The sequence below is a fragment of the Streptomyces sp. NPDC033131 genome (genome assembly GCF_055578365.1).
Map to the genome: position 1 here is coordinate 1 of NZ_JBVIPA010000038.1, position 24,254 is coordinate 24,254.

The window sequence follows — 24,254 nt, forward strand, 5'->3', positions numbered from 1 at the left end:
ATGCAGCTCAGGTACGCCTTCAGGTTGTACCCGGACCCCGGCCAGCAGACCGCGTTGGCGAAGACGTTCGGGTGCGCCCGCGTCGTGTTCAACGACGCCGTGTACGCCCGCGAGGCCGGGAAGCCGTTTCCGAAGATCGGCGAGCTGTCCACACGGCTGATCACCCAGGCGAAGCAGACCGTGGAGCGGTCCTGGCTGGGCGAGGTCTCCGCGGTCGTCCTGCAGCAGTCCCTGCGCGACGCCGAGACCGCGTACCGCAACTTCTTCGCCTCCCTCAAGGGCACCCGCAAGGGCCTGAAACTGGGTGCGCCGCGGTTCAAGTCCCGCAAGGACACCCGCCAGTCGATCCGGTTCACCGCCAACGCCCGCTGGAAGATCACCGACAGCGGACGGCTGAACCTGCCCAAGATCGGGGCGGTGAAGGTGAAGTGGTCCCGCACGCTGCCCGCCACCCCCACCTCGGTCACCGTGGTCAAGGATTCCGCCGGGCGGTACTTCGCCTCCTTCGTCATCGACACCGACCCACAGGCGGATGCCGAGCGGATGCCCGCCACCGACCGCACCATCGGCATCGACCTCGGCCTCACGCACTTCGCGGTCCTGTCCGACGGCACGAAGATCGACTCCCCGCGGTTCTTGCGCCGCGCGGAGAAGAAGCTGAAGAAGGCCCAGCGGGAACTGTCCCGCAAGCAGAAAGGTTCGAAGAACCGCGCCAAGGCCCGGCTCAAGGTCGCTCGCGCCCACGCCAGGGTCACCGATGCCCGCCATGAGTTCCACCACCAGCTCTCCACAAAGCTGATCTCCGAGAACCAAGGGATCGCCGTGGAGGACCTGTCGGTGACGGGACTGGCACGCACCCGGCTGGCCAAGTCCGTCCACGACGCCGGCTGGGCCTCATTCGTCAACATGCTCCGGTACAAGGCGGAGCGGTACGGACGGACCCTGATCAAGATCGGCCGGTTCGAGCCGACCAGCCAGACCTGCTCCACCTGCGGCGTCAAAGACGGGCCCAAACCCCTCGACGTGAGGGAATGGACCTGTGCCGCCTGCGGCACCGTCCACGACCGGGACATCAACGCCGCGATCAACGTGAAGACGGCCGCCGGACTGGCGGTATCGGCCTGCGGAGCGCCGGTAAGACCTGGAGCAATCCCGGCACAGCGCGAAGAAACAGGAAGCCACGGATCCTCGACCGCACCCTGTGCCGCGTAGCGGCACAGCAACGATCGAGAAGGCCAGAATCCTCGCCCTTCAGGGCAAGGTGCAAGTCAACGCAACTACAAGGCGGCCGGCGCCTTCAGTGCCCACAAGACCCGGCTCGACAGCGCCTTCCACGAGGACCTCAAGCGAGTGTGCGCGAAGTACACGGGCGGCACCAGGACCGCCTGCAACAGCACGGCATGGACGTACTACCAGGCCGTGAAGGCCTTCGGCTGAGAGGTCCGCCCGGTCGGGGGCGCCCCCGACCGGACGCGACGGCCTCCAGCGAGCACCGGCACCTCGCCGGCCGAGGTGCCGGTTCCGGTGCCGGTGGGCGGCTTCCTCGATACCCCCACCCTGTATCTCGAACGAGTACCCCAAAGGCTTGACTGGGTACCCCCTGGGGGTATGGTGGACGTATCGAGGCCTCGCTCGAAGCCCGAGGCCGTGTCTCCCGGGAGCCGACCCATGCATGCCGGACTGAAGATCACCACGTTCGCGGCCGCGCTCGCCGCGACCTTCGGTACCGCCTACGGAGTGGGAAAGGGCCTCGACCCCGTCGGCGAGGACAGTGCGCCCCCGCGTCACGAGAGCCACAGCGAGGCGTCGCCGCCACCGGAGGGAGGGGAGGGGCACGGCGGGCACGAGGCGGAGCCGGCCGGGGGACTGCAGATCTCCGAGAAGGGCTACACCCTCGACCTCGAAACCACCCGGGTCACCGCCGGGCGCCCGTCCGACCTGCGCTTCGTCGTACGGGACGACAGCGGCCGGGCCGTCACCGCCTACCAGCGCGAACACGACAAGGAACTCCACCTCATCGTGGCCTCACGCGACCTGGTCACCTACCGCCACCTGCACCCGGCCCGCGCCGCCGACGGCACCTGGAGCATCCCCGTCGACCTGCCCCGCGCGGGCGGCTACCGGGTCTTCGCCGACTTCACCCCGGCGAGGAAGAACGCCGAGAACCTCACCCTCGGCGCGGATCTGGCGGCCTCGGGCCCCTACGCGCCGAAGGACCTTCCGGCGCCGAATGCCACGGCCGAGGTCGACGGCTACGAGGTGGCGCTGGACGGCACCCTGCGCCCGGGCACGGCAAGGAACCTGACCCTGAACGTCTCCCGGAACGGCAAGCCGGTCACCGACCTCCAGCCCTACCTCGGCGCGTACGGCCATCTGGTCGCCCTGCGCTCCGGCGACCTCGCCTACCTCCACGTCCACCCGAACGGCGAACCCGGCGACGGCACGACCGAGCCCGGCCCGGACATCTCGTTCGCGGCCACCGCGCCGAGCAGCGGCACCTACCGGCTCTTCCTCGACTTCAAGCACGGCGACACGGTCCACACCGCGGCGTTCACGGTCCGGGCGGGGACGGCGGGCGCGGTCGCGGACGACGAGCCGAGCGACGTACCCGAGTCCCCCCTCGGCGACGCGCCCTCGGACGACCACGGGCACTGACCCCGGAAGTCGCGCCGCGGCTCCTCAGCCCAGGGCGCGATCCAGGTTGAACGCCGCGCTGATCAGGGCGAGATGGGTGAACGCCTGTGGGAAGTTGCCCTGTTGCTCGCCGGTGTGGCTGATCTCCTCGGCGTACAGGCCCAGATGGTTGGCGTAGGTGAGCATCTTCTCGAAGGCCAGCCGCGCTTCGTCGATCCGTCCGGCGTGCACCATGGCCTCGACGTACCAGAACGAGCAGATGGAGAACGTGCCCTCGTCGCCGTGCAGTCCGTCGGGGCTCTCCAGCGGGTCGTAGCGGTAGACCAGCGAGTCGGAGACCAGGTCGTGGGTGAGCGCGTCCAGGGTGGACAGCCACTTGGGGTCGGTCGGCGCGATGAACTTCGTCAACGGCATCATCAGGACGGCCGCGTCGAGGACGTCGCCGTCCTCGGTCTGCACGAAGGCCTGGCGGGTCTCGGACCAGCCGCGCTTCATGATCCGCCGGTAGATCGTGTCGCGGCACTCCCGCCAGCGGTTCAGATCGGCGGGCAGGCCGCGCCGGTTGGCCATGCGGATCGCCCGTTCGATCGCCACCCAGCACATCAGCCGCGAGTACAGGAAGTTCTTGCGGCCGCCGCGGGTCTCCCAGATGCCCTCGTCGGGCTGGTCCCAGTTCTCGCACACCCAGTCCACCAGCGCGGACACGTCGTCCCACTGGTCGCTGGAGATCGGCTTGGCCCACTTGTCGTAGAGGTAGATCGAGTCGATCAGCGCGCCGTAGATGTCGAGCTGCAGCTGCTCGGCGGCGCCGTTGCCGACCCGTACCGGCGCGGAGCCCTGGTGTCCCTCCAGGTGGGAGAGTTCACGCTCGGGCAGGTCGGTGCGGCCGTCGATGCCGTACATGATCTGCAGGGGGCCGGACGGCTTGCCGTCGCCCGGACTGATGTGCCGGGTCACGAAGTTCATGAACGCCTCGGCCTCGCCGGTGAAGCCCAGCCGCAGCAACGCGTACACGCAGAAGGCGGCGTCGCGTACCCACACGTACCGGTAGTCCCAGTTGCGCTCGCCGCCGAGCTTCTCGGGCAGGCTGGTCGTCGGGGCGGCCACGATCGCGCCGGTCGGCGCGTAGGTGAGCAGCTTCAGCGTGAGAGCCGAACGGTGCACCATCTCCCGCCAGCGGCCGCGGTACTTGGACGCGGACAGCCACGTGCGCCAGTACGCCACCGTGGTGGTGAACTGCTCCTCGGCCTCCGTCCGCGCACACCGGCGCGGCGCCACCTCGCCGCCCACCTGGTCCAGCGCGAACACCGCCGACTCGCCCTCGGTCAGCTTGAAGTCGGCGCGCGCGTCCAGCCCGTCGACCTCCAGCGGCACGGTCGCGGTCAGCCCCAGCGACAGCTTGGCGGACTCGAACACCGCGACGTCGCCGACCATGCGCACGGTGTGCGGCTCGGCGCCGTAGTCGAAGCGCGGCGCCACGCGGGTCCGAAAGGGGATGGAGCCGCGCACGCACAGCACCCGGCGGATCAGCCGATGGCGTTCGGTCTCCACCGAGTCGCCGTCGACCGGCATGAAGTCCTGCACCTCACCGACGCCGTCCTCGGTGAAGAACCGGGTGATCAAAACGTTGGTGTCGGGGAAATAGAACTGCTTGGTGCGGGCCGGCACGCTCGCCGCCAGCTCGAAGCGGCCGCCCTTGTCCGCGTCCAGGACCGAGGCGAAGACGCTCGGGGCGTCGAAGGAGGGGCAGCAGTACCAGTCGATCGTGCCGTCGGTCCCCACCAGGGCCACGCTGCGCAGGTCGCCGATCAGACCGTGCTCGGCGATCGGCAGATAGCGAGGGGCCCCGGACACATGCTGTGTTGCAACCATCGCAGCCTCCCCGGCCCGGCACGCATCTCAGCCTCAGCTTAGGGGGAGCGGCGCGCCCGGCGCCCAGGAGTCGTGGCAGGAGATTGGCGGTTTGCCTACAGTTATTAGGCAAGTGCACAATGACTTAAGGTAAAGGGAGGGTTGGTTATGGCGCGCGTAGGGCTCACCAGGGAACGCCTCGTGCGGGCGGGGGCCGAGCTGGCCGACGAGGTCGGCTTCGACCAGGTGACCGTCTCGGCGCTCGCCAGGCGGTTCGACGTCAAGGTCGCGAGTCTGTACTCGCACGTGAAGAACTCCCAGGACCTCAGGACGGGGATCGCCCTGCTCGCCCTGGAGGAGCTGGCCGACCGAGGCGCGGCCGCGCTCGCGGGCCGGGCCGGCAAGGACGCCCTGACCGCCCTGGCCAACGTCTACCGCGACTACGCCCGCGAGCACCCCGGCCGCTACGCGGCGGCCCAGCTGAAGCTCTCCCCGGAGGCGGCGGCCGCCAGTGCCGGTGGCAGACACGCTCAGATGACCCGGGCGATCCTGCGCGGCTACGACCTGACGGAGCCGGACCAGACGCATGCGGTCCGGCTGCTGGGCAGCGTCTTCCACGGCTATGTCAGCCTGGAACTGGGGGGAGGGTTCAGTCACAGCGCCCCCGACTCACAGGAGACCTGGTCAAGAGTCCTGGACGCACTTGACGCGCTGCTGCGGAACTGGCCCGCGCCGCCCACGCCATCCGTGTAGTCCGCCCGGTTCGCACCGTCCACGCAGTTCAGACACGTCGATCAACAGGTTGGGGTCATGCACACCAAGGACTACTGGATCACCACGCCCATCACCATGGACCTCCTGCGCGGAGCCCTCGACCTGGAGCGCACCGAGCACGGTGTGCTGCCGCACCGGCTGCCCGCCCGGGCCCGGGCCCAGTACAGCGACGGGCAACTGGCCATGGCCGAGTCCCAGCCCTCCGGCGTACGGCTGGTCTTCCGCACCCGGGCGACCGCCGTCGAACTGGACACCCTGCCCACCAAGCGGGTCTACGTGGGCGCCCCACCTCGCCCGGACGGGGTCTACGAACTGCTCGTCGACGGCCGCCCGGCGGGCCGGGGCAGTGTGACGGACGGGCACACCCTGACGATCGACATGACCACCGGGAGCTTCGAGCGACGGCCCGGACAGCCCGGCACCCTCCTCTTCACCGGCCTGTCCGAGGGCGTCAAGGACGTCGAGATCTGGCTGCCGCACAACGAGACCACCGAGCTCGTCGCCCTGCGCACCGACGCCCCCGTCGAGGTGGCCCCGCCCTCGGGCCGCAGGGTGTGGCTGCACCACGGCAGCTCGATCAGCCACGGCTCCGACGCCGCGGGGCCCACCGCCATCTGGCCCGCACTCGCCGCCGCCAGGGGCGGTGTGGAGCTGATCAACCTGGGCCTGGGCGGCAGCGCCCTGCTCGACCCGTTCACCGCGCGCACCCTGCGGGACACTTCCGCCGACCTGATCAGCGTCAAGATCGGAATCAACCTGGTCAATCTGGATGTGATGCGCCTGCGTGCCTTCACCCCCGCCGTCCACGGGTTCCTCGACACCATCCGCGAAGGGCACCCCACCGTCCCGCTGCTGGTCGTCTCGCCCATCCTGTGCCCCATCCACGAGGACACGCCCGGCCCCGCCGCCCCGGACTTCGGTGATCTCGGCTCCGGGCAACTGCGGTTCGTGGCCATGGGCGATCCGGCGGAGCGCGCGAGCGGGAAACTCACCCTCGGCGTCATACGGGACGAGCTGGCCCGGATCGTGGCGCAGCGAGCGGCCGACGACCCGAATCTGCACTACCTCGACGGCCGCGACCTGTACGGCGAGCCGGACTCCGCCGAGCGCCCCCTGCCCGACAACCTCCACCCGGACGCCGCCACCCACCGCCTCATCGGGGAACGCTTCGCCGAGCTGGCCTTCGCGGCCGGCGGGGCCTTCGCGGACGACGGCGGCAGCTGAGTCCCCGTCGGCGCCCCGAGTGCGTCACGTGCCCCATGCGTGCCCCAAGTACCCCCTGCGGCGCGCCGACCGCCGGTCCCGCCCCTAGACCGACACGACCCTGAGCCCCGCGTCCTCGAACCGCCGTACCGTCTCCGGCGCGGCCGCCGCGTCCGTGACCAGGGTGTTCACGGACTCCGTCGCGCAGATCCGGGCGAAGGCCCGCTGCCCCAGCTTGCTGGAGTCCGCGGCGACGACCACACGCTCGGCGCGTTCGCACAGCAGCCGGTTGATCGCCGCCTCCGCCTCGTCGTGGGCCGAGGCGCCGTGCGTGACGTCGAAGGCGACGACCCCGAGCACCGCCACGTCGACCGTGATCTGGCTGAGCACTCCGTCCGCGAGCGGCCCCACGAGTTCGTACGACTGCGGGCGCGCGACCCCTCCGGTCAGCACGATCTTGAACTGCGGGCGTACGGCCAGCTCGTTGGCGATGTTCAGCGCGTTCGTGACCACGGTCAGCGCGGGTGAACCGGCCGCGAGGTCGGCGCGCACGGCCAGCGCCCGCGCCACCTCGGTCGTGGTCGTGCCGCCGGTGAGGCCCACCGCCTCGCCGGGGGCGACGAGGTCGGCCACCGCCCTCGCGATGCGCTGCTTCTCGGAGGCGTGGCGGGCCGTCTTGTAGCGCAGCGGCAGCTCGTACGACACGCCGTGCACGACCGCGCCGCCCCGGGTACGCACGAGCATCTGCTGCTCGGCCAGCTGGTCGAAGTCGCGCCGGATGGTCGCGGACGAGACCGCCAGCTCGGCGGCCGCCTCCTCGACGTCCAGGCGGCCGCGCTCGACGAGCAGTTCCAGCAGCGTCTTCCACCGGGCGTCGCGTGACATCCGCGCCCCTCCCTTCCTCGATCTCCCGGTGACCCTAGCGCACCCCCACTTTGAGCTGAATGCTTGATTCTGCTCGAAACAACGCTATATCTTGCACAAACAAGCAAAGTAGAGAGGTGTGGCATGACCCATGTCGAGGACGAGCTGACGAGCCAGCCCGAGTGCTGGACACGCGCGGCTGAGCGGGCGCCGAAACACGGCGCGGCGCTGCCGGCGCCGGGGGAGCGGGTCGCGATCGTCGGCTGCGGCACCTCCTACTTCATGGCGCAGGCCGTGGCGGCCCTGCGCGAGCAATCGGGCCAGGGCGAGACGGACGCCTTCGCCGCCTCCGAGTTCCCGTACGGCCGCTCGTACGACCGAGTCGTCGCCCTCACCCGCTCCGGCACCACCACCGAAGTGCTGGAACTCCTCGGCGAGCTGCGGGGACGCACCCGCACCACCGCCATCACCGCGGACCCCGACACCCCTGTCGTGGCAGCCGCCGACGACCTCGTCGTCCTCGACTTCGCGGACGAACGGTCCGTCGTGCAGACCCGGTTCGCCACCACCGCGCTCACCCTGCTCCGCGCCCACCTCGGCCTGCACACCGACGCCGTCGTCGCCGACGCCCGCACCGCGCTCCGCGCGCAGCTGCCCCAAGGGCTTGTGGACTGCTCGCAGTTCACCTTCCTCGGCCGCGGCTGGACGGTCGGGCTGGCCAACGAGGCCGGGCTGAAGATGCGTGAGGCCTGCCTCGCCTGGACCGAGGCCTACCCGGCGATGGAGTACCGGCACGGCCCCATCAGCGTCACCACCCACGGCACCGCCACCTGGATGCTCGGCGAGGCACCGGACGGCCTGCCCGAACAGGTCCGCGACACGGGCGCGCTGTGGGTCGCGGGCGGCCTCGACCCGCTCGCCGAACTGGTCCGCGTCCAGCGGCTCGCCGTCGCCGTCGCAGCGGCCCGCGGCCTCGACCCCGACCGGCCGCGCCACCTCACCCGCTCGGTGATCCTCGCCCCCTGACGCCCCTTGATGCCCTCTGGCGCCCTCTGAAGTTTTCGGAAGGATCAGCCGTGCCCCTCGTCACCACCGGTGAGCTCGTGACGCGCGCCGCCACCGCGCACTCCGCCGTCGCCGCCTTCAACATCATCACGCTGGAGCACGTCGAGGCGGTCATCGCCGGTGCGGAGTCGGTGGGTTCGCCCGTCGTCCTCCAAGTCAGCGAGAACGCCGTCAAGTTCCGCTATGGACGCCTGCTTCCGCTCGCCCGCGCCGCCGTCACCGCCGCCGAACACGCCTCCGTACCCGTCGCGTTGCACCTCGACCATGTGCAGAGCGACCGCCTGCTGCGGCAGGCACCCGACGCCGGATTCAGCTCCGTGATGTACGACGCGGCCCGTCTGCCGTACGACGAGAACCTTGCCGCGACCAGAGCCGCCGCCGACTGGGTGCACGCCCAAGGGCTGTGGATCGAGGCCGAGTTGGGCCGAATCGGCGGCAAGGACGGCGAGTCGCCGCGGGACGCCCACGCACCCGGCGCCCGCACCGACCCCGCCGAGGCCCGCTCCTTCGTCGCAGACTCCGGCGTCGACGCCCTCGCCGTGGCCATCGGCAGCTCCCATGCCATGACCGCCCGCACCGCGACCCTGGACCACGCCCTCCTCGAGAGCCTGACCGCCGCCCTGGACGTACCCCTCGTGCTGCACGGCTCGTCCGGAGTGACGGACGGCGAGCTGACCAAGGCCGCCGCGGGAGGCATCACCAAGGTCAACGTAGGCACGGCCCTCAACATCGCCATGACCGGTGCGATCCGCGAGTTCCTGGCCACGCACCCCGAGGCGGTCGACTCGCGGGCGTACCTCGGAGTGGGCCGGGAGGCGATGGTGCGGGCGGTGGCCGGGATCATCCGGGTCCTCGGCTGACGGGACCGGCGCGGTCGTACGCCGCACGGCCTGCCGCCGCTACCTCTTGACTGCCTTCAGCACCACGAACTTCGCGTCACTGGCGACCAGTTGGCTGTTGCCGAACAACCGGCGCAGCTTCAGGTGGTAGCCGAGATGACGGTTGCCGATCACCCACAGTTCGCCGCCCGGCCTGAGCGCGCGCCGCGCCCCGGTGAACATCCGCCAGGCGGTGGCGTCCGTCGTCGTCTGGTGGGAGTGGAACGGCGGGTTGTTCAGCACCAGGTCCACGCTGTCGGCCGGCACCCCCGCCAGCCCGTCCCCGACCCGGAACTCGGCATGCCCCGGCACGCCGTTCGCCTTGAACGTCGCCTCCGCCGAGGCCACCGCCTGGAACGACTCGTCCACGAACAGCACCTCGGCCTCCGGATCCGCCAGCGCCATCGCCGTACCGACGACACCGTTGCCGCATCCCAGGTCCACCACCCGCTGTCCGCCACGGCTGCCCGGCAGGTGCTGCAGAAAGAACCGGGTGCCGACGTCGAGGCGGTCCGCGCAGAAGACCCCCGCGTGGTTGACGACCGTACGGCCCGAGACGAGGCCGACACCGCCGGGAAGCTCATAGCTGTACGGCCACGGACTGGTGGTGCGCTCCGGCGACGGCGACGGCGACGGCTTCGGCTCCGGCGTGCAGAAGATCAGCCGGGCCTTCTTCTCCGCGAGCGAGGTGCGGGTCGGACCGAGGATCCGCTCGAACAACCGCAGCGTCGAGGTGTGGATCTCCTTCACCATGCCGGTGCCGACGACGACCGTGCCCTCGTGCACCGCGGGCGCCAGCCGCAGCAGCTGGTCCTCCAGCAGGGCCAGGCTCTTCGGCACCCGCACCAGCAGGACGTCGACCCGCCCGGGCGGCGGATCCTGCGTGGTGAGCAGCTGCACCGCACCCGTCTCGACACCGGCCCGCGCCAGGTTCGCCCGGGTCGCCTCCTGGGTCAGGTACGAGTCGGTGATCTGCACCGGCCGGTGCGCCGCGAGCGCCGTGACCAGCGCGCCCCAGCGGTCCCCGACCACCACGACCGTGCCGGACAGCGGCACGTCCTGGTCCGCCAGATGCCTGAGGAGGTAGTCGTCGGAGGCGTCCCAGGCGCGCAGCTGGTCACGCGGATCCTCGGGGAAACGGGACAGCGTGAGCTCGCCCCAGGGAGTCGTCATACGGTCGGTCATCGTGCCCCCAGGCTAGCGGAGCAGCAGCTCAGCCCTGTCGGGCAGGATGGAACCATGGACAGCGAGCTGTTTCCCAGAGCCCGTACGGAGGTCGCGCCCGGCGCGGTGCACGTGCCGGACTGGCTGGACACGGCCCGGCAGCGCGAGCTCCTCGAAGCCTGCCGGGAGTGGGCCAGACCGCCCGCCGGCCTCAGAACGGTCCGCACACCCGGCGGCGGCACGATGACCGCCCGCCAGGTCTGTCTGGGCTGGCACTGGTATCCGTACGCCTATGCCCGCACGGTCGTCGACGGTGACGGCACCCCCGTGAAGCCGTTCCCCGACTGGCTGGGCGACCTGGGCCGGGACGCGGCGCGTGAGGCCCTGGGCGCCGAACCGGTTCCCTACGACATCGCGCTGATCAACTTCTACGACGGCGACGCCCGCATGGGCATGCACCGCGACAGCGACGAGAAGTCGGACGCGCCGGTGGTGTCGCTGAGCCTCGGCGACACCTGCGTGTTCCGCTTCGGCAACCCCGACTCCCGGACCCGGCCGTACACGGACGTCGAACTGCGCAGCGGCGACCTCTTCGTGTTCGGCGGGCCGTCCCGGCTCGCGTACCACGGGGTACCCCGGGTCCATGCGGGTACCGCACCGCCGGAGTTGGGGCTGACCGGGCGGCTGAACATCACGCTTCGGGCGAGTGGCCTGTAGGCCGCCGGGGCTGCGGATCATGGGAGACTCGCCCTCATGAGCGGCAAGGCGGACCCCCGTACGGCGGGGGAAGGGACCACCTCGAGAGCGCGGCTGGACCGGGGGCGCGGGGCTCTCGGGCCCGCGTTGGAGCTCGTGCACACCGGACGCGCGCCGACCCGCGCCGTCCTGACCGCCGAGCTCGGCGTGACGCGGGCCACCGCCGGCGCGGTCGCCGCCGAACTGGAGGCGCTCGGGCTGATCCGGGTCGACGCCCGGCCCGGCGCGGCGGCCGGTTCGCAGGGGCGGCCCTCGCACCGGCTCGCGGTCGCCGAGGACGGGCCCGTCGTCCTCGCCGCACAGGTGCACGCCGACGGGTTCCGGGCGGCGCTGGTCGGTCTGGGCGGCCGTATCGTCGCCACCGCCCCCGGCTGCGAGACCGTCGAAGAGGATCCCGCGAAGGTCCTCGTGTCCGTCGTGGAAGCAGGCGCCGAACTGCTGCGCACGACCGGACGGCGGTGTGTGGGAGCCGGGCTCGCCGTGCCGTCGGCGGTCGCCGAACCGGACGGACTCGCCCTGAACCCGCTGCACCTGGCGTGGCCGGTGGGCGCCCCGGTCCGCCGCATCTTCGCGGAGTGCGTGCGCGCGGCCGGGATCGGCGGACCGGCCTTCGCGGGCAACGACGTCAACCTCGCCGCGCTCGCCGAGCACCGGCACGGCGCGGGCCGCGGCGCCCGGGACCTGCTGTGCGTGGCCACCGGGCACCGGGGCGTGGGCGGCGCGCTGGTGCTCGACGGGCGTCTGCACACCGGCAGTGCGGGACTGGCCCTCGAGGTCGGCCACCTCACCGTCAACCCCGAGGGACGCCCCTGCCACTGCGGCAGCCGCGGCTGCCTCGACGTCGAGGCCGACCCGCTCGCCTTCCTCACCGCCGCGGACCGCGACCCGGGCCCGGAGGTGTCCCTCCTCCAGCAGGCCAACGACCTCATCCGCAACCACTACGACGACCCGTACGTCCGCACCGCCACCGAGGCCCTGATCGACCGCCTCGGCCTCGGTCTGGCCGGCCTGGTGAACATCCTCAACCCGGACCGGATCATTCTCGGCGGCCTGCACCGCACCCTGCTGGGCGCCGACCCGCACCGCCTGCGCGCGGTCGTCGCCGACCGCAGTCTGTGGGGGCAGAGCGGCGGCGTCCCCATCCTGGCGTGCACCCTCGACCACAACAGTTTGGTCGGCGCGGCCGAGTTGGCGTGGCAGCCGGTACTGGACGATCCGCTGGGCGCGCTGGCCCAGTGACGCCGGCGCCTCTTCCCGGCCGGTCCGTCTCCCTCGTCGGTGTGCTCGCCGAGGCCGGAACAGTCGCTCCGTCGGCCGCCGCACGCACGGCACCGAGCACACCGGGCGGGGCCACCTGAGGCCGGTGTGCGCGACTCCGTGCCCTGGGACCCCGAGTCACCCCCGGGTAGGCTCGTGACATGCGGATCTCCGTTTCCTCGGACATGGACGAACCCGTGGCGCGCGCTCTCGTCACGGAACTGCGCGACCGCGGCCACGAGGTGGTGCCGTACGGCGCGCTGAACCCCGGCGACGACTCCCGGTGGGCCGTCTGCTCGGAGGCCGCCGCCCGCGAGGTCGCCGCCGGCACCGCGGACCAGGCCGTGGTGTGCTGCTGGACCGGCACCGGCGCGTCGATCGCCGCGAACAAGGTGCCGGGCGTACGCGCCGCCCTGTGCACGGACGCCTACACGGCCGACGGCGCCCGCCGCTGGAACGACGCCAACGCGCTGGCCCTCAGTCTGCGGCTGACGTCCGAGCCGCTGCTCAAGGAGATCCTCGACGCCTGGTTCGCCGCCACGTCCGGCGAGGACGCGGAGGACCGGGAGAACGTCGCCCGCATCGCACGCCTCGACCTCGGCAGGACCTGACGAAGCACTACTGGCTCCCCGGTGCGGTAAGGCTCCACAACGCGGCCACCAACGGCCGGCGCAGATCGGCCCGCCGCACGCACAACCCCATCGGGGGGGGCGACGAGCGTCAATAGCCCTTCGTGGCCGTCGGGTTACTCATCCGGCACCAACCGCTCAACAGATCCGTCTTGCACGGCTCACGAGGGTGTCGGGTCAGAGAAGAGTAAGGATGGCCTGGAGCATGTGGTGCTGGTGCGGAGGTTCCGCACCAGCTGCCAGCCCTTCAGAGTGGCACTGGGGCGGGTTTCCGCCCCGCCTGGTGGCCGTGCCGTGTGTCGTCGGCCGGTCAGAGCTTGAACACGCCTCGGTAGGTCCATCCGGAGCCGAGGACCGCTTTTCGCAGGGGATCTGTCATTTCCCGCGTGTCGAAGCGAAAGGTCTCGACCTTGCGCCGACTGCCGTCGGGATCCTGTTTGGTCTCCCACTGCCGGTACACCGCTGGCGCGTGCCCACGTCCGTACTGGGCTTCGGCGTTGCCAGACGAACGGTTCTCCCACCGCTCGTCGAGGAAACGTACCTCGCGCTTCTCAGGGATCAGGCGCATCCGCGTCTTGAGGGTGACACCCACCCTCGGAATCTTGCACTCCGCGACGAGGTCGGCCTTCTCGGCCGGGAGAGCGTTGCGCACGTGGTACAGCACGTCCGGTCCGTTGAGCGCGAGCAGCGCGGCCTGAACCTCCCCGCTGTGCAGCGGTGCGACACCGCTGGCAGGGCGCTGAGTGCCGGTCAGTTTGTCCCAAAGACGGCCCATTTCTAGACCCCACCCCCAGTGTCCGGGCGAACTGTGCGGACGAAGTCTTGAAAGTCTCCCAGGACGGCGTCGTGCTGGGCCGCGGTGGCGGTCAGAGACAGCCGTATCACCGCGCGCTTGTGTGAATCTTCGATGTCCGACAGGGACAGGTACACCTGTGACTGGACGAGGTCGCGGCGCACGCCGTCGATGACGGTCGAGAAGGTCAGCCGCTGGGTCAGGGCGGGCGCGTCAGCGGCGCCGACCTCGCGGCGGTGCGCCACCACTACCGACTCGGCGACCTGGCGCAGGCGATCCACCGATTCGTTGGCCAGGTTGCCCAGGGTGTCCGCGTCCGGTGGTATCTCACCGTCGATGGTGATATTCGCGGCGAACCCGGTATCCGGCTGCGGATGCAGGGCAGCGAAGGCCACGTTCTCGGTCTCGAACCCTTGCGGCCGGGCCGGGCGCCATCCCTCCGGCAAGCGGAACGCGATGGGCATCGGCAGTGTCGTGGGCATGTGGGCCTCCTTCCAGACGAAGTAGATCAGAACAGGTCGGTGATGTTGTCCTTGACGGAGCTGGCGCCGTCGCCGACCGCGTCGGCTGCATCCCCCACCGCGTCCGCCGCGTCGCCGACGGATTTGCTCAGCTTGTCCGGATCGAGAGTGATCTCGAATCCGACCGAGCCTCCGAGGATGGGGGAGACGCCGGCCTTGCCGCCGAGGCGGAACGTTCCGTCGTCGTCCTTCTTGTAGCCCCACCAGGCCTCCGCGCCGGGACCGGCCCACCCCTCGGCTGCTGCGCCGACGCCGATGCCGGCTACCTCCCCGCCACCGGCGACGGTTCCTTTTGCCCCGGCGAAGGCCTTCGCCCCGACGGTGACCTCCTCTTTGGTCACCTTGGCGTTGACGCCGGCCTCAGCACCGGCGAAGCCCTCGACCCGGCCGTAGCCACCGGCGTAGGGCCCGTACTCCGCCCTCATTTCGCCCAGTGCCCGCAGCCCTGCGGAGGCCTCGGCCTTGCCGACGACGCCCTTTTCGTTGAAGCCGTAATTCGCGGTGGCCCTGGCTCCCCCGTAAGCGTCGGCTATCCCGGAAAGCTTCCAGTCTCCCTTGGTCAGCGTCTTGTCCGCGGTCGCGTGGAAGAGGTCGGCGTACGCCTTGACCGATGCTTCCTTGCCGTATTTGGGGTCGGCGGTGATGGTGAGGCCGACATCGGGCCCGGTCAGCTTGGCGTTGCCTTCCGACTTCCATCCGTCGGTCTGCGTGCGGGTGTCCTTGGCCGCCGCCGCTTCGGCTTCGTACTTCTCGATGTCGCCCTGCGCCTGGCCGTTGAAGCCGGTGAGAGTGCCGTCGTTGAGGTTGGAGTCGATCACTACTGCTGTGAGGGCGATCTCGACGCCGGTGTCGGCTTCGCCGACATCCTTGACCAACTGGTCGATGCGCGACTGCCAGGAGGCGACGGCTGTGCGTACGGACTGCTGATAGTCGGGGTCGTGGTGCAGTGCAGTGCGCTCACCCTGGCTGAGCTTTGCGGTGTCGTAGGAGACCACGCCCTCGTGTGAGACCGCCATGCCGGCCTCGAGGGCGTCGGCTCGGGCCGACTCGAGCTTCTTGCGCAGGTCCGTGAACTGTCTGTGAGCGTCGCGCAGCAGCGAAGCCACCGCCTTCGCCTCGGCCTGGGCGTTCTGGAACTCCTTGAGAGTGATGGCGAAGCGACGGTTGGCGGCGTCCGCGCTCAGCCCCATCCAGGTCTGGCCCATGGAGATGCCGTAGACATCCCGTTTGTAGGCGCTCTCCTGCTTGTGCAACTCCTTTGCCATCCCGTCCCAGCGGCCGGCAGCCGCGGTGAGCGTGGACAGGTCAGTCGTCATGACCTCGCGATACGTCGGCATGGGTTCCCCGTTGTTTTTGCCGTGTCGACCTGACAGCTGGAGCCGCTGTCCATGGCTGAGCGCTCCATCCGGTCCGGTCAATACCCGTCGATCACCGACGTGGAGCGCAGACTTCCCCCTGTTTGGATATCCGTGCCCTGCAAGACGGTGTTGGCACTGCGCAGCGCTTGCTTCTCTGACGCGAGTCGGTTCATCAGGTTCTGGACCTGCTCACCCCATGTCTCGTGCGCCTTCTTCAAGGCGCCCGACGCGAGCCATCCGTCACGGAACTCCTTGACGGCCTCGGCGGTCTCCGCGTCCGCCCAGTCCCCGGCCTTGCGGGTTTCGGGCTCTATGTGATCCTCGATCGCCCTGGCTGCGGCCTTCTTCTCACTCGGCGAGGAAGCAAGATCCCTCGGCCCGTTGGCAGTTGGTCCTCCGGTGTCGGCAGGCAGCTGGTTCAGTCGCATCCCGACGGGATTCCCCGTCAAGTTACTTCCTGTCTGTCCTGGTTCCGGCCCTGCCATGACTCTGCCTCCCCGTGTCGCCGTACCACGCAAGCAACGCGCGGCAGTTCCGTTTCAATCGCCAAGCCGTACCGTAGTGCCTCCACACCGTGCGTCTCATGTGTCTCCACCTTGTTCGATCAAGAGATCGGAACCCGCGAGACGCGGTCGTACTCAGGCCATTGAAGACAGGACACCTCGCTCATAGTGGCTGAACGCCGGGCCGGCGTGTCGCCACTCGGCCTGATGCGCCTCCGAACTCCGGCTCGCCGCTCGGCCGACCGGGGGGCCGCTCGCCGGCCACCCGTTTCCGGGCTGAACGCCTCCTCAATCGTGACCTGTTGCTGACCGGCCCGGGTCCCCCACGACCTCGTCTCATGCCGTGGTGGTGACTGATCACCGTGCACACCCGGCGCGCGAATGTGATCACCGTGCACGGTGGCCCGGACGGGACACGGCCGCCTAGCGTGATCAACACAGGTCGAACGACCCGTTAGACCGCATGACCAGGGAGTTCTCACACATGAACAAGTTCCGCGTCGGGGGAGTCACGTTCGCTGCTGCGGCGGTGGTCGCGATGGCCGGGTCGCCGGCCTCGGCGGGTACGAGCGTGACGTCGTGGGGGCAGAGCATCAGGACGGAGTGCAACAACAGCTCGCGGGTCACGTTCGAGCACTACGGCGAGGTCTTCGAGGTTGAGGACACCTGTGCCGACAGCTTCTCCGCAGTGGTCAAGGTGGACGTCGCGCCGTACGGCTCGTCGAGCGACCATTACGACTTCAGCATCTGGAACTCGGGCGGCAAGGGCTCCGTGAAGGAGGTCAACAAGAGGTACCCCGAGGGCACGGGCGTCTGCATCCAGGCGGGCTTCGGTGAGGCCAGCTCCGGCGAGTGGGCAGGATGGGGCTACAAGACCTGCGGCGTCTCCTGACCCGCGGGCTCACACGAGCCCTTGCGAGGTCATGGGTCTGTCCTGGAGCCGCGGTCGCGAAGCACCACGCGGTCGGCCGCGGCTCCAGGGATGTGCCCCAAGGTGTCCAAGCCTCGCGCGTGTACGAACACCCGCACCCGTTCGATCAGCGCCGCGTTCGCCTGCACCCAGACGTAGTACACGTTCTGCTGGGTGCCGGTGAGGGCGAGGTCCCACACGAAGTCGATCGCGTGGCACGTGACTTGGGAGCGGCCGGTGCGGGTCTGGATCACAGGTCGCGGATGCCCTGAGGTGAGCGTGGGCCGAAATGCCGGGAACTCGCAGACCTCGACCCGTCCCGCTCGATGCAGATTTGCTCCTGCTCGGGTGGCCCCGGGCAACGTTTCCGTACGCATTGAGCACGGTGCGCACACCTCTCTGACGCGCCCGTGAGTGTGCGAGGTGACCATGTCCGCCCGACGCAAACGGGTGTGCACCACCGTGAACAGGCTTTCGGTAGGCTGCGGGGCCGGCGGACGACTGGTGGCCGGGGTGAAACAGAAGGCGGGGGCAGTCGTGGAGGTGCCAGCGCGTGGGGAGGGGCTGGACGAGTTGCTGCGGATCGCACAGAGGCGCGCGCACCCGGGCGAGGTGCTGGAGTGGCTCGGGCGACGGATCGGCGCCAGCGTCGCCTGGGTCGGCTCCGGGGGAGCGATCAACGCGGCGACGTCGGGATTCTCGCCCAAGGTCGTGCAGGCTTTGAGTGATCAGGTGGGGCGGCTCGCGCACGGCGGCCTCGCCGCCGCCACGATGCGACTCGGCGAACGGGAAGTGCGGCTGGAGGCGTTCGGCAGGCACACGCCACGCTCCGTGCTCGTGACCGTCGGCGCGTCGGCGCTGTCTCGGGAGGAGGCGGCGCTGGCGTCACAGGCCGGCGGGCTGCTCGAGCTGCTGAGCAGTGCGCTGGCGGCCGACGACAGTGCGCACGGGTATGAGGCGAAGGCCCGTGTCCTGCGTTTTGCGGTGCTGACCGCGCTGATGGCCGGGGACGTCACACTGGCCCGGCGGATGACCAACGAAGACGTCCCGCCGCTACTGGACGCCGAGTACGCACGGATCCACCTCCTGCACTGTCCGCCCGCCGACCGGGACCGGCTGGCCAGGACCTACCAGGACGCCTCGGGCTACCACGGCTTCGGCTTGATGGTGCACTGCCCCGCTTTCCCCAATCACCTGATCTGCCCGGTCTCAGACGACGCGCACCCCGGCGATCGGCTGCGGCGGGGCCAGACACTGCACGGCCGGGAGCTGCGCCGACTCGTCCGCGACAATCCGGGCTACGCGCTCGGTGTCAGCAGGTCCCACCCGCTGGCCTCGACAGGCGAAGCGTACGGCGAGGCCCTGCACGCCCTGGCCGTGGCCCGCAACTCTCCTGACCGTGTGGCCGCCTACCAGGGTCGATCCTCACTGATCCACGTGCTGGCCGGCCCGGCCGGCGTCGCCTGGGCCCGCGCCTACGTCGAGCCTCTCCAAGCCGAATCCAGACTCACCAGGGACATCACGCGCCTGGTGGTCACTTTCCCCCGGGCAGGGGTGGCCCGCCTGCTGCACATCAGCCGCACCACTGTGACGGCACACTGCGCCCGCGCGGAAAAGGCCCTGGGGCTAGACCTCGGTGACGTCCGTGCCCGCGCCGAACTTGACCTGGCCCTGTCTCTCTCCGATTTGCCGACCGCTCCTGCCACCGCAGCCCCGACCCTTCAACAACTGTTCGCCACCCCGGCGGCCACCGCGTGGGCGTCAACGTTCCTAGCGCCACTCCGGAACGCAGGACACCGCGGCCTCTACCCCACGATTACGTCCTGGATCGACCACAACACCGACGCCCAACGGACCGCCGAAGCCCTTGCACTGAGCCGCAACACGATACGCGCACACCTGCGCGCCGCCGAACGCCTGCTCAACCGGGACCTGCTGACGACGGGCTCGGGTATACACGACCTCGTCCACGCCTTGGTGGTAACCGAACAGGGTCCACGTGCTGATCCCGGCGGAGCCAATCGCTGCTTGACTCCAGGTGTACTCCTTCAGAGCGTGAGCCCGTTTCGCCCAGCGAGTCACGAGCCGGCCTGGACGACTGAGAAGCCGTACCTCAACCGAAGATGATCAGTTGGTTTCCACTGGTCAGGCACGGCGCCGCTCGGACTGCGGCAGGGTTTCGGCGTCTTGTTCCGCTTAGTGGTCGAGGGGTGCGCGGTGGCGTCGGTGCTGAGTCTGCAGCCGGCCCTACTCGGCGTCCTGTGCCTCGATCAGGTCGAGGTCGCGGACGCAGAAGCCATGGTGCTCGAAGGTCTCGTTGAGCACCGTGCCGAGGCACTGCCCCACCAAGCGGCCCCGGGCGTACGGCGGCCACACATCGTCGTCGGGCACCGGCGCTCGCGCTGCGAGCTGCACAGCGGTGACCTCGTCGAGCCAGGCCTCGAGCTCGGCGGCTTGTGCATCACGCACGCTCACGATCTCGTCGAGGGCCGGATCGAGCGAGAGGTCAAGCCCGTGCGCTCCACGGTAGGGCTCGACGGTCGTCCCGATGCCCATCGGCGTGAACGGCTCCGTCGAGCCCAGGCAGCAGCGGCGGAACCACGAGTCGTGGACGAAGACCAGGTGGCGCATCGTCTGCACCGCCGACCACTCGTCGTTCACGCCGCGGCGCTCGATGCCGGGCGTACGGCGGATTCGCTCGATCGTGGCGGCCCAGCCGGCATGGAGCTGACGCGAGGCCTCACGCAGATCGGCAGGGTCCTCGGAGCGGATCAGCACCCGCACCGGATGACGCCGGTCGAGCTCTGCCTCGACGTACTGGGTGACCTCGACACCGTTCACCACGAGGTTGGTGATGAGCCCGTCGATCACGGCATCCTGCATGACGACGCCGATCAGGCGTGCCCCGGTCAGGTCGCACTCGCGGAACTCCGCACCGTGCAGATCCTCGTCGATATACCGCGTCATGCTCCGCATACTAGATGGTCGATTTCAAGGGGTCAGTGGTCGTAGGCAGTGGGGGAGCGCAGGACGGGGTGACTGGTGTGATCGTTGTGCCGGACTAGTGGTTTGAACAGGAGTGCGCCGGGCCGCTCGGGCTCGCCTTTGCGGGCCGGCCGCAGCAGCCGGATGTCCTGTTTGGCCAGTTGGTGTTCGAGGTCGTGGCCGAAGTAGTTCAAGGTCTCGCGCTCGTTGGCCTTGGCCCCAGTTTCAGGGCGAACGCGATGGGCAGGCCCCGGGGTGCATACGAGGTGTCATCCAGGGCCTCTGTGGGCGAGTTCGGTGACCCGCCGGTACTGCGCCCCAGGGCTGTGGGTGCCGTCATGGCCGGCCAGGACTGGAACGCGGCGTCGGCGGGGATCAGGATCGACTCCACGCGGGGCATCGCGGAAGTCCTCCTCCCGGTTCCCGTCAGTTCCTGCGCGGCCGGGGAACCAGCTCCCCGCCGCAGTTGGGACAGACGTCCCGCATGGCCTCGCCGCACGGCACGCAGAAGGTGCACTCGTACGAGCAGATCCGGGCCGGTGCGTCCGGCGGCAGCGTGGCCGTCTCGCAGCGTTCGCAGCGCCCGCGCATCTCCAAGGCCATGTCGTCGTCCTCCTCGTCGCATTCCCGCTGCCTCCATCCTGGGGGCGCCGGGCCTGGCCGACAGTCGCCCGAGGGCCACATACCCACACGATCGGGCCACTGTGATCGTCATGCCCGCACCCGGAGAAGGCGCAGGTCAGCGCCAGTCCACCGCGAACGCCGCGCCCGGGTTCCGCGTGAGGATCCGCTCCACCGTCTCCTCGCCCAGCTCGGCTTCGAGCCGAGGCCGCACCCGCCGCAGCAGATACGGCATTCCCGGCCCGCCGCTGACCGAGCGGGCCGCCGCGGTCGTGGTGTCGCCGCCGAGCAGCAGCCGGTCGCCGTATCCCGCGTCGGCGAGTGCCCGCAGGGCGCCCGGCATCCGCCAGTCCGTGGTGTGGTGGGCGCGCGAGGGCCCGTCGAAGGCGAGGTAGCAGCCGGTCCGCGCGGCCTGGAGCTGCACGACGACGTCGGGGGAGCGGTTGAGGTGCCCCAGGATCACCCGCTGCGGCGGCACCCCCGATTCGCCGCACAGCAGGTCAAGTATGTCCAGGGCACCGGTGCCGAGCTCCAGGTGGACGGCGATGGGCGCTCCCGTCGCATGGTGGGCCTCGGCCGCCGCTCTCATCGTCCAGCGGGCGTGTGCGTCGAGGGCGTGGAAGCCGCCCGCGACCTTGATCAGGCCCGCGCGGACCCCCGACGTGCCGATGCCCTCGGTCAGTTCGGCGACGAAGACCTCGGCGAGCCGGCCCCGCAGCCCGGCGAGCGTCTCGTCGTCGTAGTGGACGGCCTGGTGCAGCCCGGTCGCGGCCACCACGAGCACCCCCGTCTCCCGGGACAGCGGTGGCAGATCGGCGGCCCGTCGCCCCAGCCCGTACGGCGTCCACTGCACCACGCTGTTGCCGCCCTGGGCGACGAACGCCGCCAACTCGGCGCGGGCGGCGGACGCGTGCTGCATCTCCTGTCCCGGCAGGCGGGGACTGCTGAAGAACAGGTGGTCGTGCGCATCGCAGACGCCCAGGGCCGCGGGGGGCACATCCCCGAGCACGGTACGGACCCGGCTCACCATCGCCGTCCCCGCGGCAGGCGGTCGCGCCCCGGCGACGACAGGTGCAGCACCTCGAACACCTCACCTTCGGCCTTCGGCGCGTCGCCCTCCCAGAGCGAGAAATGGACGAGTTCCCAGCGGCTCGTGTCCACGGCCGCCGCCGCCAGCACCGCTCCGTCCCCGGCCGCGAGCCGCTCCGCCTCGGCCGCCGCGTCCTCCATGACCTCGGCCAACCGCAGCCCGTCCGGCACCCGTTGCCGCCGCAGGGCGGCCCGCGCGGGGGAGCCGGCCGCGGCACCCTCCTCGTACGCCAGCCCCGTCCACTGCCGGACCGGGGGCCGCCCGAAGTCGTCGGGGATCACCTGGAAAGCACCGCCCCACAGGAAGGTGTTCATGCCCTCCATGGTGTTCCACAGGTAGAACGGCGCGTACTGGTTGACCGGCGACCCGTCGGTGCCCCGCTCGCGCATCAGAAACGCCTTCAGGCCCAGGCCCTCCCAGCCGTCGAGCAGACGACCCTTTCGCGCGACCCGGTCACGGACGACGCCCATGTCGTAGTCGGCGGGCAGCGTGAGTTCGTACTGCATGGCGTGCATCGGGTGGTGTCTCCTCAAGCCGTGTGGTCGGGGCGGGCCGACGCGAGCAGCGACAACAGCCCTCGGACGCCCGTGTCGAACGCGGCCGGCGAACCGGACGCGCGGGCGAGGACGTAGCCGCCCTGGACCGTCGCGAGGACGGCTGCCGCGATCTCCTCGCCGTCCAGCGAGGGCGCGAACCGGCCCTGCTCCTTGCCCTCTTCGACGATTCCGGCGATCCGCTCGCGGATCCGGTCGAGCGTCGCGTCGACCGGCGCGCGCAGTTCGTCGCTGGCGATGATCTCCGGGTCCATCGCCAGCCGCCCGATCGGGCAGCCGCGCAGCACGTCGCGCTCCCGCCGCAGATACGCCTCGATCCGCTCGTACGGCGTCCCCGGCCCGTCGAGTACTCCCTCGGCGGTGGCCAGCAACTCCTCCGCCGTCCGCCGGATCGCGGCCAGGGCGAGGTCGGGCTTCCCCTTGAAGTGGTGGTACATGCTGCCCTGCCCGGCTTCCGCGCGCTCCAGGATCGCCTTGGGGCTGGTGCCCACGTAGCCGCGCTCCCACAACAGCTCACGGGTGGACTCGATCAGTCGCTCCGAGGTGCTCATGCCGCCACTGTACATACTAGTAGTTACAGGCGTCGAGGAGCTGTGAACCAGCGGCGGCGACCCGCCCCGGTACTCCCCGCGAGGTATGCGCACTGCCGCCGGCCGGACGACGACCGGAGCTCCTCCCAGGAGTCACCGTCGAGGCATCAAGGACATCCCGTGAAGGAGATGAATCGACATGCAGACCCTGGCGCATATCGGCGACGGCGGTCCCGGCCCGTGGATCCTCCTCTTCCCCCTGATCTGGGCGGCCGTCGTGATCGGCGGCATCACCCTGCTGCGCCGCACCGTGTGGCGAGGACGCGGCGGACCCCGTCGGCGGCCGACCGTCGACGACAACTCGCCCATCACCGTCCTCGGCCACCGCTTCGCCTCCGGTGAGATCGACGAGGACGAGTACTGGCGCCGACTGTCGTCCCTGGACGAGCAGTTCGGCCGCACCGGCAAGGGCGGTGCGGCATGACCACCACCACCGCCACGACCGGGACGAGCGGCAGCGCCTTCGGCCTCGCGGGCCTGCGCCCGGCCCGGCCCGCGGCCCTCCCGGACGTCCTGCCGGCCAAGTCCACCGAATGAGGGCAAGAGCCCACCGACGCCCACCGTGAGAGAGTCGCACCGGCTTGGGCGCCCCGTGGGCGAACGGACCGAAAGAGGGGTCACCGCCCGATCAGCCGGCAACGGCCGACCGGGCGGGAGCGTGTTCGGGCCTGCGCAGGTCGACGGTGTGCGCGACCTCCGCGAACCGGTGCGCCGGCTTGTCCGCGACCGCGCGTCGCGGCGGGCGTGTGGCGGGCCGCGCGGACGGGGGCGTCGGCAGCGTGAACCACACGACCTTGCCGGACTCGCCCTCCGGCCGCGCGCCCCAGCTCTCGCTGACCGCGGCGACCATCGCGAGCCCGCGCCCGCACGTGGCGAACGTCTCGGCGTCCTCCACGACCGGCAGCCGCGGGTCGTGGTCGCGCACCGAGACCATCAGACGGTCGAGCAGCAGCTCGATCTCCACGGTGCACGTCTTGTCGGGCTGGGCATGGCGGTGGACGTTGGTCAACAACTCCGTCACGCCGAGCGCGGCTCGGTCTATGAGGGGATCCAGATGCCAGTAGCGCAACTGCGCCGATACGATTCTGCGGACCTGGCCGATCCGCGACGGCAGGGCTTGGAGCTCCACCGCGCAGTGCCTGCTTGGGTGACTGATCACGGCTGCGACTCCCCGACGTAGGTCCGGAAGAACACGGAGTTCGGATCGATCCAGCAGCGTGCCTTGCGTGAAACGGCCGCCTGCTGTCGTGGCCC

The 24,254-nt window shown here is 70.4% G+C and carries 26 protein-coding genes and 2 pseudogenes; 13 read left to right on the forward strand and 15 right to left on the reverse strand.

Annotated features, from left to right (window positions below; genetic code table 11):
• The 3 genes and pseudogenes from ACZ5XS_RS35195 to ACZ5XS_RS35205 form a co-directional block, all read left to right on the forward strand.
• Positions 1-1,212: RNA-guided endonuclease InsQ/TnpB family protein (locus tag ACZ5XS_RS35195; RefSeq protein WP_468658283.1), on the forward strand; the 1,212-nt coding region annotated here is incomplete at its 5' end.
• Between the two features lie 60 nt (positions 1,213-1,272).
• A pseudogene (locus tag ACZ5XS_RS35200) lies at positions 1,273-1,437 on the forward strand (phospholipase A2); the annotation flags it as partial.
• Positions 1,438-1,668: 231 nt separating this feature from the next.
• Entirely contained in the window at positions 1,669-2,655 is a 987-nt protein-coding gene (locus ACZ5XS_RS35205) for a hypothetical protein (RefSeq protein ID WP_468658285.1), read from the forward strand.
• 24 nt (positions 2,656-2,679) lie between these two features.
• Here the strand turns inward: ACZ5XS_RS35205 and ACZ5XS_RS35210 are convergent, their stop codons facing one another.
• On the reverse strand, positions 2,680-4,506 hold the full coding sequence (locus tag ACZ5XS_RS35210) for a glycoside hydrolase family 15 protein (protein ID WP_468658287.1): 1,827 nt from the start codon (positions 4,504-4,506) through the stop codon (positions 2,680-2,682).
• 147 nt (positions 4,507-4,653) lie between these two features.
• Here ACZ5XS_RS35210 and ACZ5XS_RS35215 point away from each other — a divergent pair, with 147 nt between their 5' ends.
• Together ACZ5XS_RS35215 and ACZ5XS_RS35220 are read left to right on the forward strand one after the other, a co-directional pair.
• Positions 4,654-5,238 (forward strand): TetR/AcrR family transcriptional regulator, encoded by a 585-nt coding sequence (locus tag ACZ5XS_RS35215; protein WP_468658289.1) that lies wholly within the window; start codon positions 4,654-4,656, stop codon positions 5,236-5,238.
• Between the two features lie 57 nt (positions 5,239-5,295).
• Entirely contained in the window at positions 5,296-6,483 is a 1,188-nt protein-coding gene (locus ACZ5XS_RS35220; protein ID WP_468658291.1) for a GDSL-type esterase/lipase family protein, read from the forward strand.
• Positions 6,484-6,567: 84 nt separating this feature from the next.
• On the opposite strand, the gene ACZ5XS_RS35225 is transcribed toward ACZ5XS_RS35220, so the two are convergent.
• Positions 6,568-7,347, reverse strand: a complete 780-nt coding sequence (locus ACZ5XS_RS35225) for a DeoR/GlpR family DNA-binding transcription regulator (RefSeq protein ID WP_468658293.1) — start codon at positions 7,345-7,347, stop codon at positions 6,568-6,570.
• Between the two features lie 123 nt (positions 7,348-7,470).
• Here ACZ5XS_RS35225 and ACZ5XS_RS35230 point away from each other — a divergent pair, with 123 nt between their 5' ends.
• Together ACZ5XS_RS35230 and ACZ5XS_RS35235 are read left to right on the forward strand one after the other, a co-directional pair.
• On the forward strand, positions 7,471-8,352 hold the full coding sequence (locus ACZ5XS_RS35230) for an SIS domain-containing protein (RefSeq protein ID WP_468658295.1): 882 nt from the start codon (positions 7,471-7,473) through the stop codon (positions 8,350-8,352).
• 50 nt (positions 8,353-8,402) lie between these two features.
• Positions 8,403-9,251, forward strand: coding sequence for a class II fructose-bisphosphate aldolase (locus ACZ5XS_RS35235; RefSeq protein ID WP_468658297.1), 849 nt, complete (start codon positions 8,403-8,405; stop codon positions 9,249-9,251).
• A gap of 39 nt (positions 9,252-9,290) precedes the next feature.
• On the opposite strand, the gene ACZ5XS_RS35240 is transcribed toward ACZ5XS_RS35235, so the two are convergent.
• On the reverse strand, positions 9,291-10,442 hold the full coding sequence (locus ACZ5XS_RS35240; RefSeq protein ID WP_468658443.1) for a methyltransferase: 1,152 nt from the start codon (positions 10,440-10,442) through the stop codon (positions 9,291-9,293).
• Positions 10,443-10,508: 66 nt separating this feature from the next.
• On the opposite strand from ACZ5XS_RS35240, the gene ACZ5XS_RS35245 reads away from it, so the two are divergent.
• The 3 genes from ACZ5XS_RS35245 to ACZ5XS_RS35255 all read left to right on the forward strand — a co-directional run bounded on the left by ACZ5XS_RS35245 (position 10,509) and on the right by ACZ5XS_RS35255 (position 13,057).
• Complete coding sequence (locus ACZ5XS_RS35245; protein WP_468658299.1) at positions 10,509-11,150, forward strand: alpha-ketoglutarate-dependent dioxygenase AlkB family protein; 642 nt, start codon at positions 10,509-10,511, stop codon at positions 11,148-11,150.
• Between the two features lie 36 nt (positions 11,151-11,186).
• The gene (locus ACZ5XS_RS35250; protein WP_468658301.1) at positions 11,187-12,428 is read left to right on the forward strand and encodes an ROK family protein; all 1,242 of its coding nucleotides are present in this window, start codon (positions 11,187-11,189) and stop codon (positions 12,426-12,428) included.
• 179 nt (positions 12,429-12,607) lie between these two features.
• A complete protein-coding gene (locus tag ACZ5XS_RS35255) occupies positions 12,608-13,057 on the forward strand; it encodes an RpiB/LacA/LacB family sugar-phosphate isomerase (RefSeq protein ID WP_468658303.1) in 450 nt (149 codons plus the stop codon).
• A gap of 328 nt (positions 13,058-13,385) precedes the next feature.
• On the opposite strand, the gene ACZ5XS_RS35260 is transcribed toward ACZ5XS_RS35255, so the two are convergent.
• The 4 genes from ACZ5XS_RS35260 to ACZ5XS_RS35275 form a co-directional block, all read right to left on the reverse strand.
• A complete protein-coding gene (locus ACZ5XS_RS35260; protein ID WP_468658305.1) occupies positions 13,386-13,850 on the reverse strand; it encodes a hypothetical protein in 465 nt (154 codons plus the stop codon).
• 2 nt (positions 13,851-13,852) lie between these two features.
• Complete coding sequence (locus ACZ5XS_RS35265) at positions 13,853-14,350, reverse strand: hypothetical protein (RefSeq protein WP_468658307.1); 498 nt, start codon at positions 14,348-14,350, stop codon at positions 13,853-13,855.
• 26 nt (positions 14,351-14,376) lie between these two features.
• Entirely contained in the window at positions 14,377-15,705 is a 1,329-nt protein-coding gene (locus ACZ5XS_RS35270; protein WP_468658309.1) for a WXG100 family type VII secretion target, read from the reverse strand.
• 98 nt (positions 15,706-15,803) lie between these two features.
• A complete protein-coding gene (locus tag ACZ5XS_RS35275) occupies positions 15,804-16,175 on the reverse strand; it encodes a hypothetical protein (RefSeq protein WP_468658311.1) in 372 nt (123 codons plus the stop codon).
• 559 nt (positions 16,176-16,734) lie between these two features.
• On the opposite strand from ACZ5XS_RS35275, the gene ACZ5XS_RS35280 reads away from it, so the two are divergent.
• Positions 16,735-17,142: a hypothetical protein gene (locus ACZ5XS_RS35280; protein ID WP_468658313.1), complete on the forward strand. Its 408-nt coding sequence runs from the start codon at positions 16,735-16,737 to the stop codon at positions 17,140-17,142.
• 29 nt (positions 17,143-17,171) lie between these two features.
• Here ACZ5XS_RS35280 and ACZ5XS_RS35285 read toward each other — a convergent pair whose 3' ends face one another.
• A complete protein-coding gene (locus ACZ5XS_RS35285; RefSeq protein WP_468658315.1) occupies positions 17,172-17,414 on the reverse strand; it encodes a hypothetical protein in 243 nt (80 codons plus the stop codon).
• A 175-nt stretch (positions 17,415-17,589) separates the two neighbouring features.
• On the opposite strand from ACZ5XS_RS35285, the gene ACZ5XS_RS35290 reads away from it, so the two are divergent.
• A complete protein-coding gene (locus ACZ5XS_RS35290; RefSeq protein ID WP_468658317.1) occupies positions 17,590-19,287 on the forward strand; it encodes a helix-turn-helix domain-containing protein in 1,698 nt (565 codons plus the stop codon).
• Between the two features lie 120 nt (positions 19,288-19,407).
• Here ACZ5XS_RS35290 and ACZ5XS_RS35295 read toward each other — a convergent pair whose 3' ends face one another.
• From ACZ5XS_RS35295 to ACZ5XS_RS35320, 6 genes and pseudogenes are all read right to left on the reverse strand, one after another.
• Positions 19,408-20,127: a DinB family protein gene (locus tag ACZ5XS_RS35295; RefSeq protein ID WP_468658319.1), complete on the reverse strand. Its 720-nt coding sequence runs from the start codon at positions 20,125-20,127 to the stop codon at positions 19,408-19,410.
• A gap of 32 nt (positions 20,128-20,159) precedes the next feature.
• Positions 20,160-20,414: pseudogene (locus ACZ5XS_RS35300) on the reverse strand (IS982 family transposase); the annotation flags it as partial.
• A gap of 157 nt (positions 20,415-20,571) precedes the next feature.
• The gene (locus tag ACZ5XS_RS35305; protein WP_217240822.1) at positions 20,572-20,748 is read right to left on the reverse strand and encodes a DUF1272 domain-containing protein; all 177 of its coding nucleotides are present in this window, start codon (positions 20,746-20,748) and stop codon (positions 20,572-20,574) included.
• A gap of 136 nt (positions 20,749-20,884) precedes the next feature.
• Complete coding sequence (locus tag ACZ5XS_RS35310; protein WP_468658321.1) at positions 20,885-21,796, reverse strand: phosphotriesterase family protein; 912 nt, start codon at positions 21,794-21,796, stop codon at positions 20,885-20,887.
• Complete coding sequence (locus ACZ5XS_RS35315) at positions 21,790-22,371, reverse strand: DUF4865 family protein (protein WP_468658323.1); 582 nt, start codon at positions 22,369-22,371, stop codon at positions 21,790-21,792. Before ACZ5XS_RS35315 ends, ACZ5XS_RS35310 begins: the two co-directional genes overlap by 7 nt.
• A gap of 14 nt (positions 22,372-22,385) precedes the next feature.
• The gene (locus ACZ5XS_RS35320) at positions 22,386-22,976 is read right to left on the reverse strand and encodes a TetR/AcrR family transcriptional regulator (protein ID WP_468658325.1); all 591 of its coding nucleotides are present in this window, start codon (positions 22,974-22,976) and stop codon (positions 22,386-22,388) included.
• Positions 22,977-23,139: 163 nt separating this feature from the next.
• Here ACZ5XS_RS35320 and ACZ5XS_RS35325 point away from each other — a divergent pair, with 163 nt between their 5' ends.
• Entirely contained in the window at positions 23,140-23,424 is a 285-nt protein-coding gene (locus ACZ5XS_RS35325) for an SHOCT domain-containing protein (protein ID WP_468658327.1), read from the forward strand.
• A gap of 204 nt (positions 23,425-23,628) precedes the next feature.
• Here the strand turns inward: ACZ5XS_RS35325 and ACZ5XS_RS35330 are convergent, their stop codons facing one another.
• Positions 23,629-24,159 (reverse strand): ATP-binding protein, encoded by a 531-nt coding sequence (locus tag ACZ5XS_RS35330; RefSeq protein ID WP_468658329.1) that lies wholly within the window; start codon positions 24,157-24,159, stop codon positions 23,629-23,631.
• Between the last annotated feature and the right edge of the window lie 95 nt (positions 24,160-24,254).

What these genes read in the sequence shown, in the direction of transcription:
- ACZ5XS_RS35225 (WP_468658293.1), bottom strand. Translation starts at nt 7,347, where the DNA reads ATGTCACGCGACGCCCGGTGGAAGACGCTGCTGGAACTGCTCGTCGAG.
- ACZ5XS_RS35270 (WP_468658309.1), bottom strand. Translation starts at nt 15,705, where the DNA reads ATGACGACTGACCTGTCCACGCTCACCGCGGCTGCCGGCCGCTGGGAC.
- ACZ5XS_RS35260 (WP_468658305.1), bottom strand. Translation starts at nt 13,850, where the DNA reads ATGGGCCGTCTTTGGGACAAACTGACCGGCACTCAGCGCCCTGCCAGC.
- ACZ5XS_RS35265 (WP_468658307.1), bottom strand. Translation starts at nt 14,350, where the DNA reads ATGCCCACGACACTGCCGATGCCCATCGCGTTCCGCTTGCCGGAGGGA.
- ACZ5XS_RS35280 (WP_468658313.1), top strand. Translation starts at nt 16,735, where the DNA reads ATGAACAAGTTCCGCGTCGGGGGAGTCACGTTCGCTGCTGCGGCGGTG.
- ACZ5XS_RS35210 (WP_468658287.1), bottom strand. Translation starts at nt 4,506, where the DNA reads ATGGTTGCAACACAGCATGTGTCCGGGGCCCCTCGCTATCTGCCGATC.
- ACZ5XS_RS35240 (WP_468658443.1), bottom strand. Translation starts at nt 10,442, where the DNA reads ATGACGACTCCCTGGGGCGAGCTCACGCTGTCCCGTTTCCCCGAGGAT.
- ACZ5XS_RS35245 (WP_468658299.1), top strand. Translation starts at nt 10,509, where the DNA reads ATGGACAGCGAGCTGTTTCCCAGAGCCCGTACGGAGGTCGCGCCCGGC.
- ACZ5XS_RS35215 (WP_468658289.1), top strand. Translation starts at nt 4,654, where the DNA reads ATGGCGCGCGTAGGGCTCACCAGGGAACGCCTCGTGCGGGCGGGGGCC.
- ACZ5XS_RS35290 (WP_468658317.1), top strand. Translation starts at nt 17,590, where the DNA reads ATGTCCGCCCGACGCAAACGGGTGTGCACCACCGTGAACAGGCTTTCG.
- ACZ5XS_RS35220 (WP_468658291.1), top strand. Translation starts at nt 5,296, where the DNA reads ATGCACACCAAGGACTACTGGATCACCACGCCCATCACCATGGACCTC.
- ACZ5XS_RS35305 (WP_217240822.1), bottom strand. Translation starts at nt 20,748, where the DNA reads ATGGCCTTGGAGATGCGCGGGCGCTGCGAACGCTGCGAGACGGCCACG.
- ACZ5XS_RS35275 (WP_468658311.1), bottom strand. Translation starts at nt 16,175, where the DNA reads ATGCGACTGAACCAGCTGCCTGCCGACACCGGAGGACCAACTGCCAAC.
- ACZ5XS_RS35230 (WP_468658295.1), top strand. Translation starts at nt 7,471, where the DNA reads ATGACCCATGTCGAGGACGAGCTGACGAGCCAGCCCGAGTGCTGGACA.
- ACZ5XS_RS35320 (WP_468658325.1), bottom strand. Translation starts at nt 22,976, where the DNA reads ATGTACAGTGGCGGCATGAGCACCTCGGAGCGACTGATCGAGTCCACC.
- ACZ5XS_RS35325 (WP_468658327.1), top strand. Translation starts at nt 23,140, where the DNA reads ATGCAGACCCTGGCGCATATCGGCGACGGCGGTCCCGGCCCGTGGATC.
- ACZ5XS_RS35205 (WP_468658285.1), top strand. Translation starts at nt 1,669, where the DNA reads ATGCATGCCGGACTGAAGATCACCACGTTCGCGGCCGCGCTCGCCGCG.
- ACZ5XS_RS35255 (WP_468658303.1), top strand. Translation starts at nt 12,608, where the DNA reads ATGCGGATCTCCGTTTCCTCGGACATGGACGAACCCGTGGCGCGCGCT.
- ACZ5XS_RS35315 (WP_468658323.1), bottom strand. Translation starts at nt 22,371, where the DNA reads ATGCACGCCATGCAGTACGAACTCACGCTGCCCGCCGACTACGACATG.
- ACZ5XS_RS35310 (WP_468658321.1), bottom strand. Translation starts at nt 21,796, where the DNA reads ATGGTGAGCCGGGTCCGTACCGTGCTCGGGGATGTGCCCCCCGCGGCC.
- ACZ5XS_RS35295 (WP_468658319.1), bottom strand. Translation starts at nt 20,127, where the DNA reads ATGACGCGGTATATCGACGAGGATCTGCACGGTGCGGAGTTCCGCGAG.
- ACZ5XS_RS35250 (WP_468658301.1), top strand. Translation starts at nt 11,187, where the DNA reads ATGAGCGGCAAGGCGGACCCCCGTACGGCGGGGGAAGGGACCACCTCG.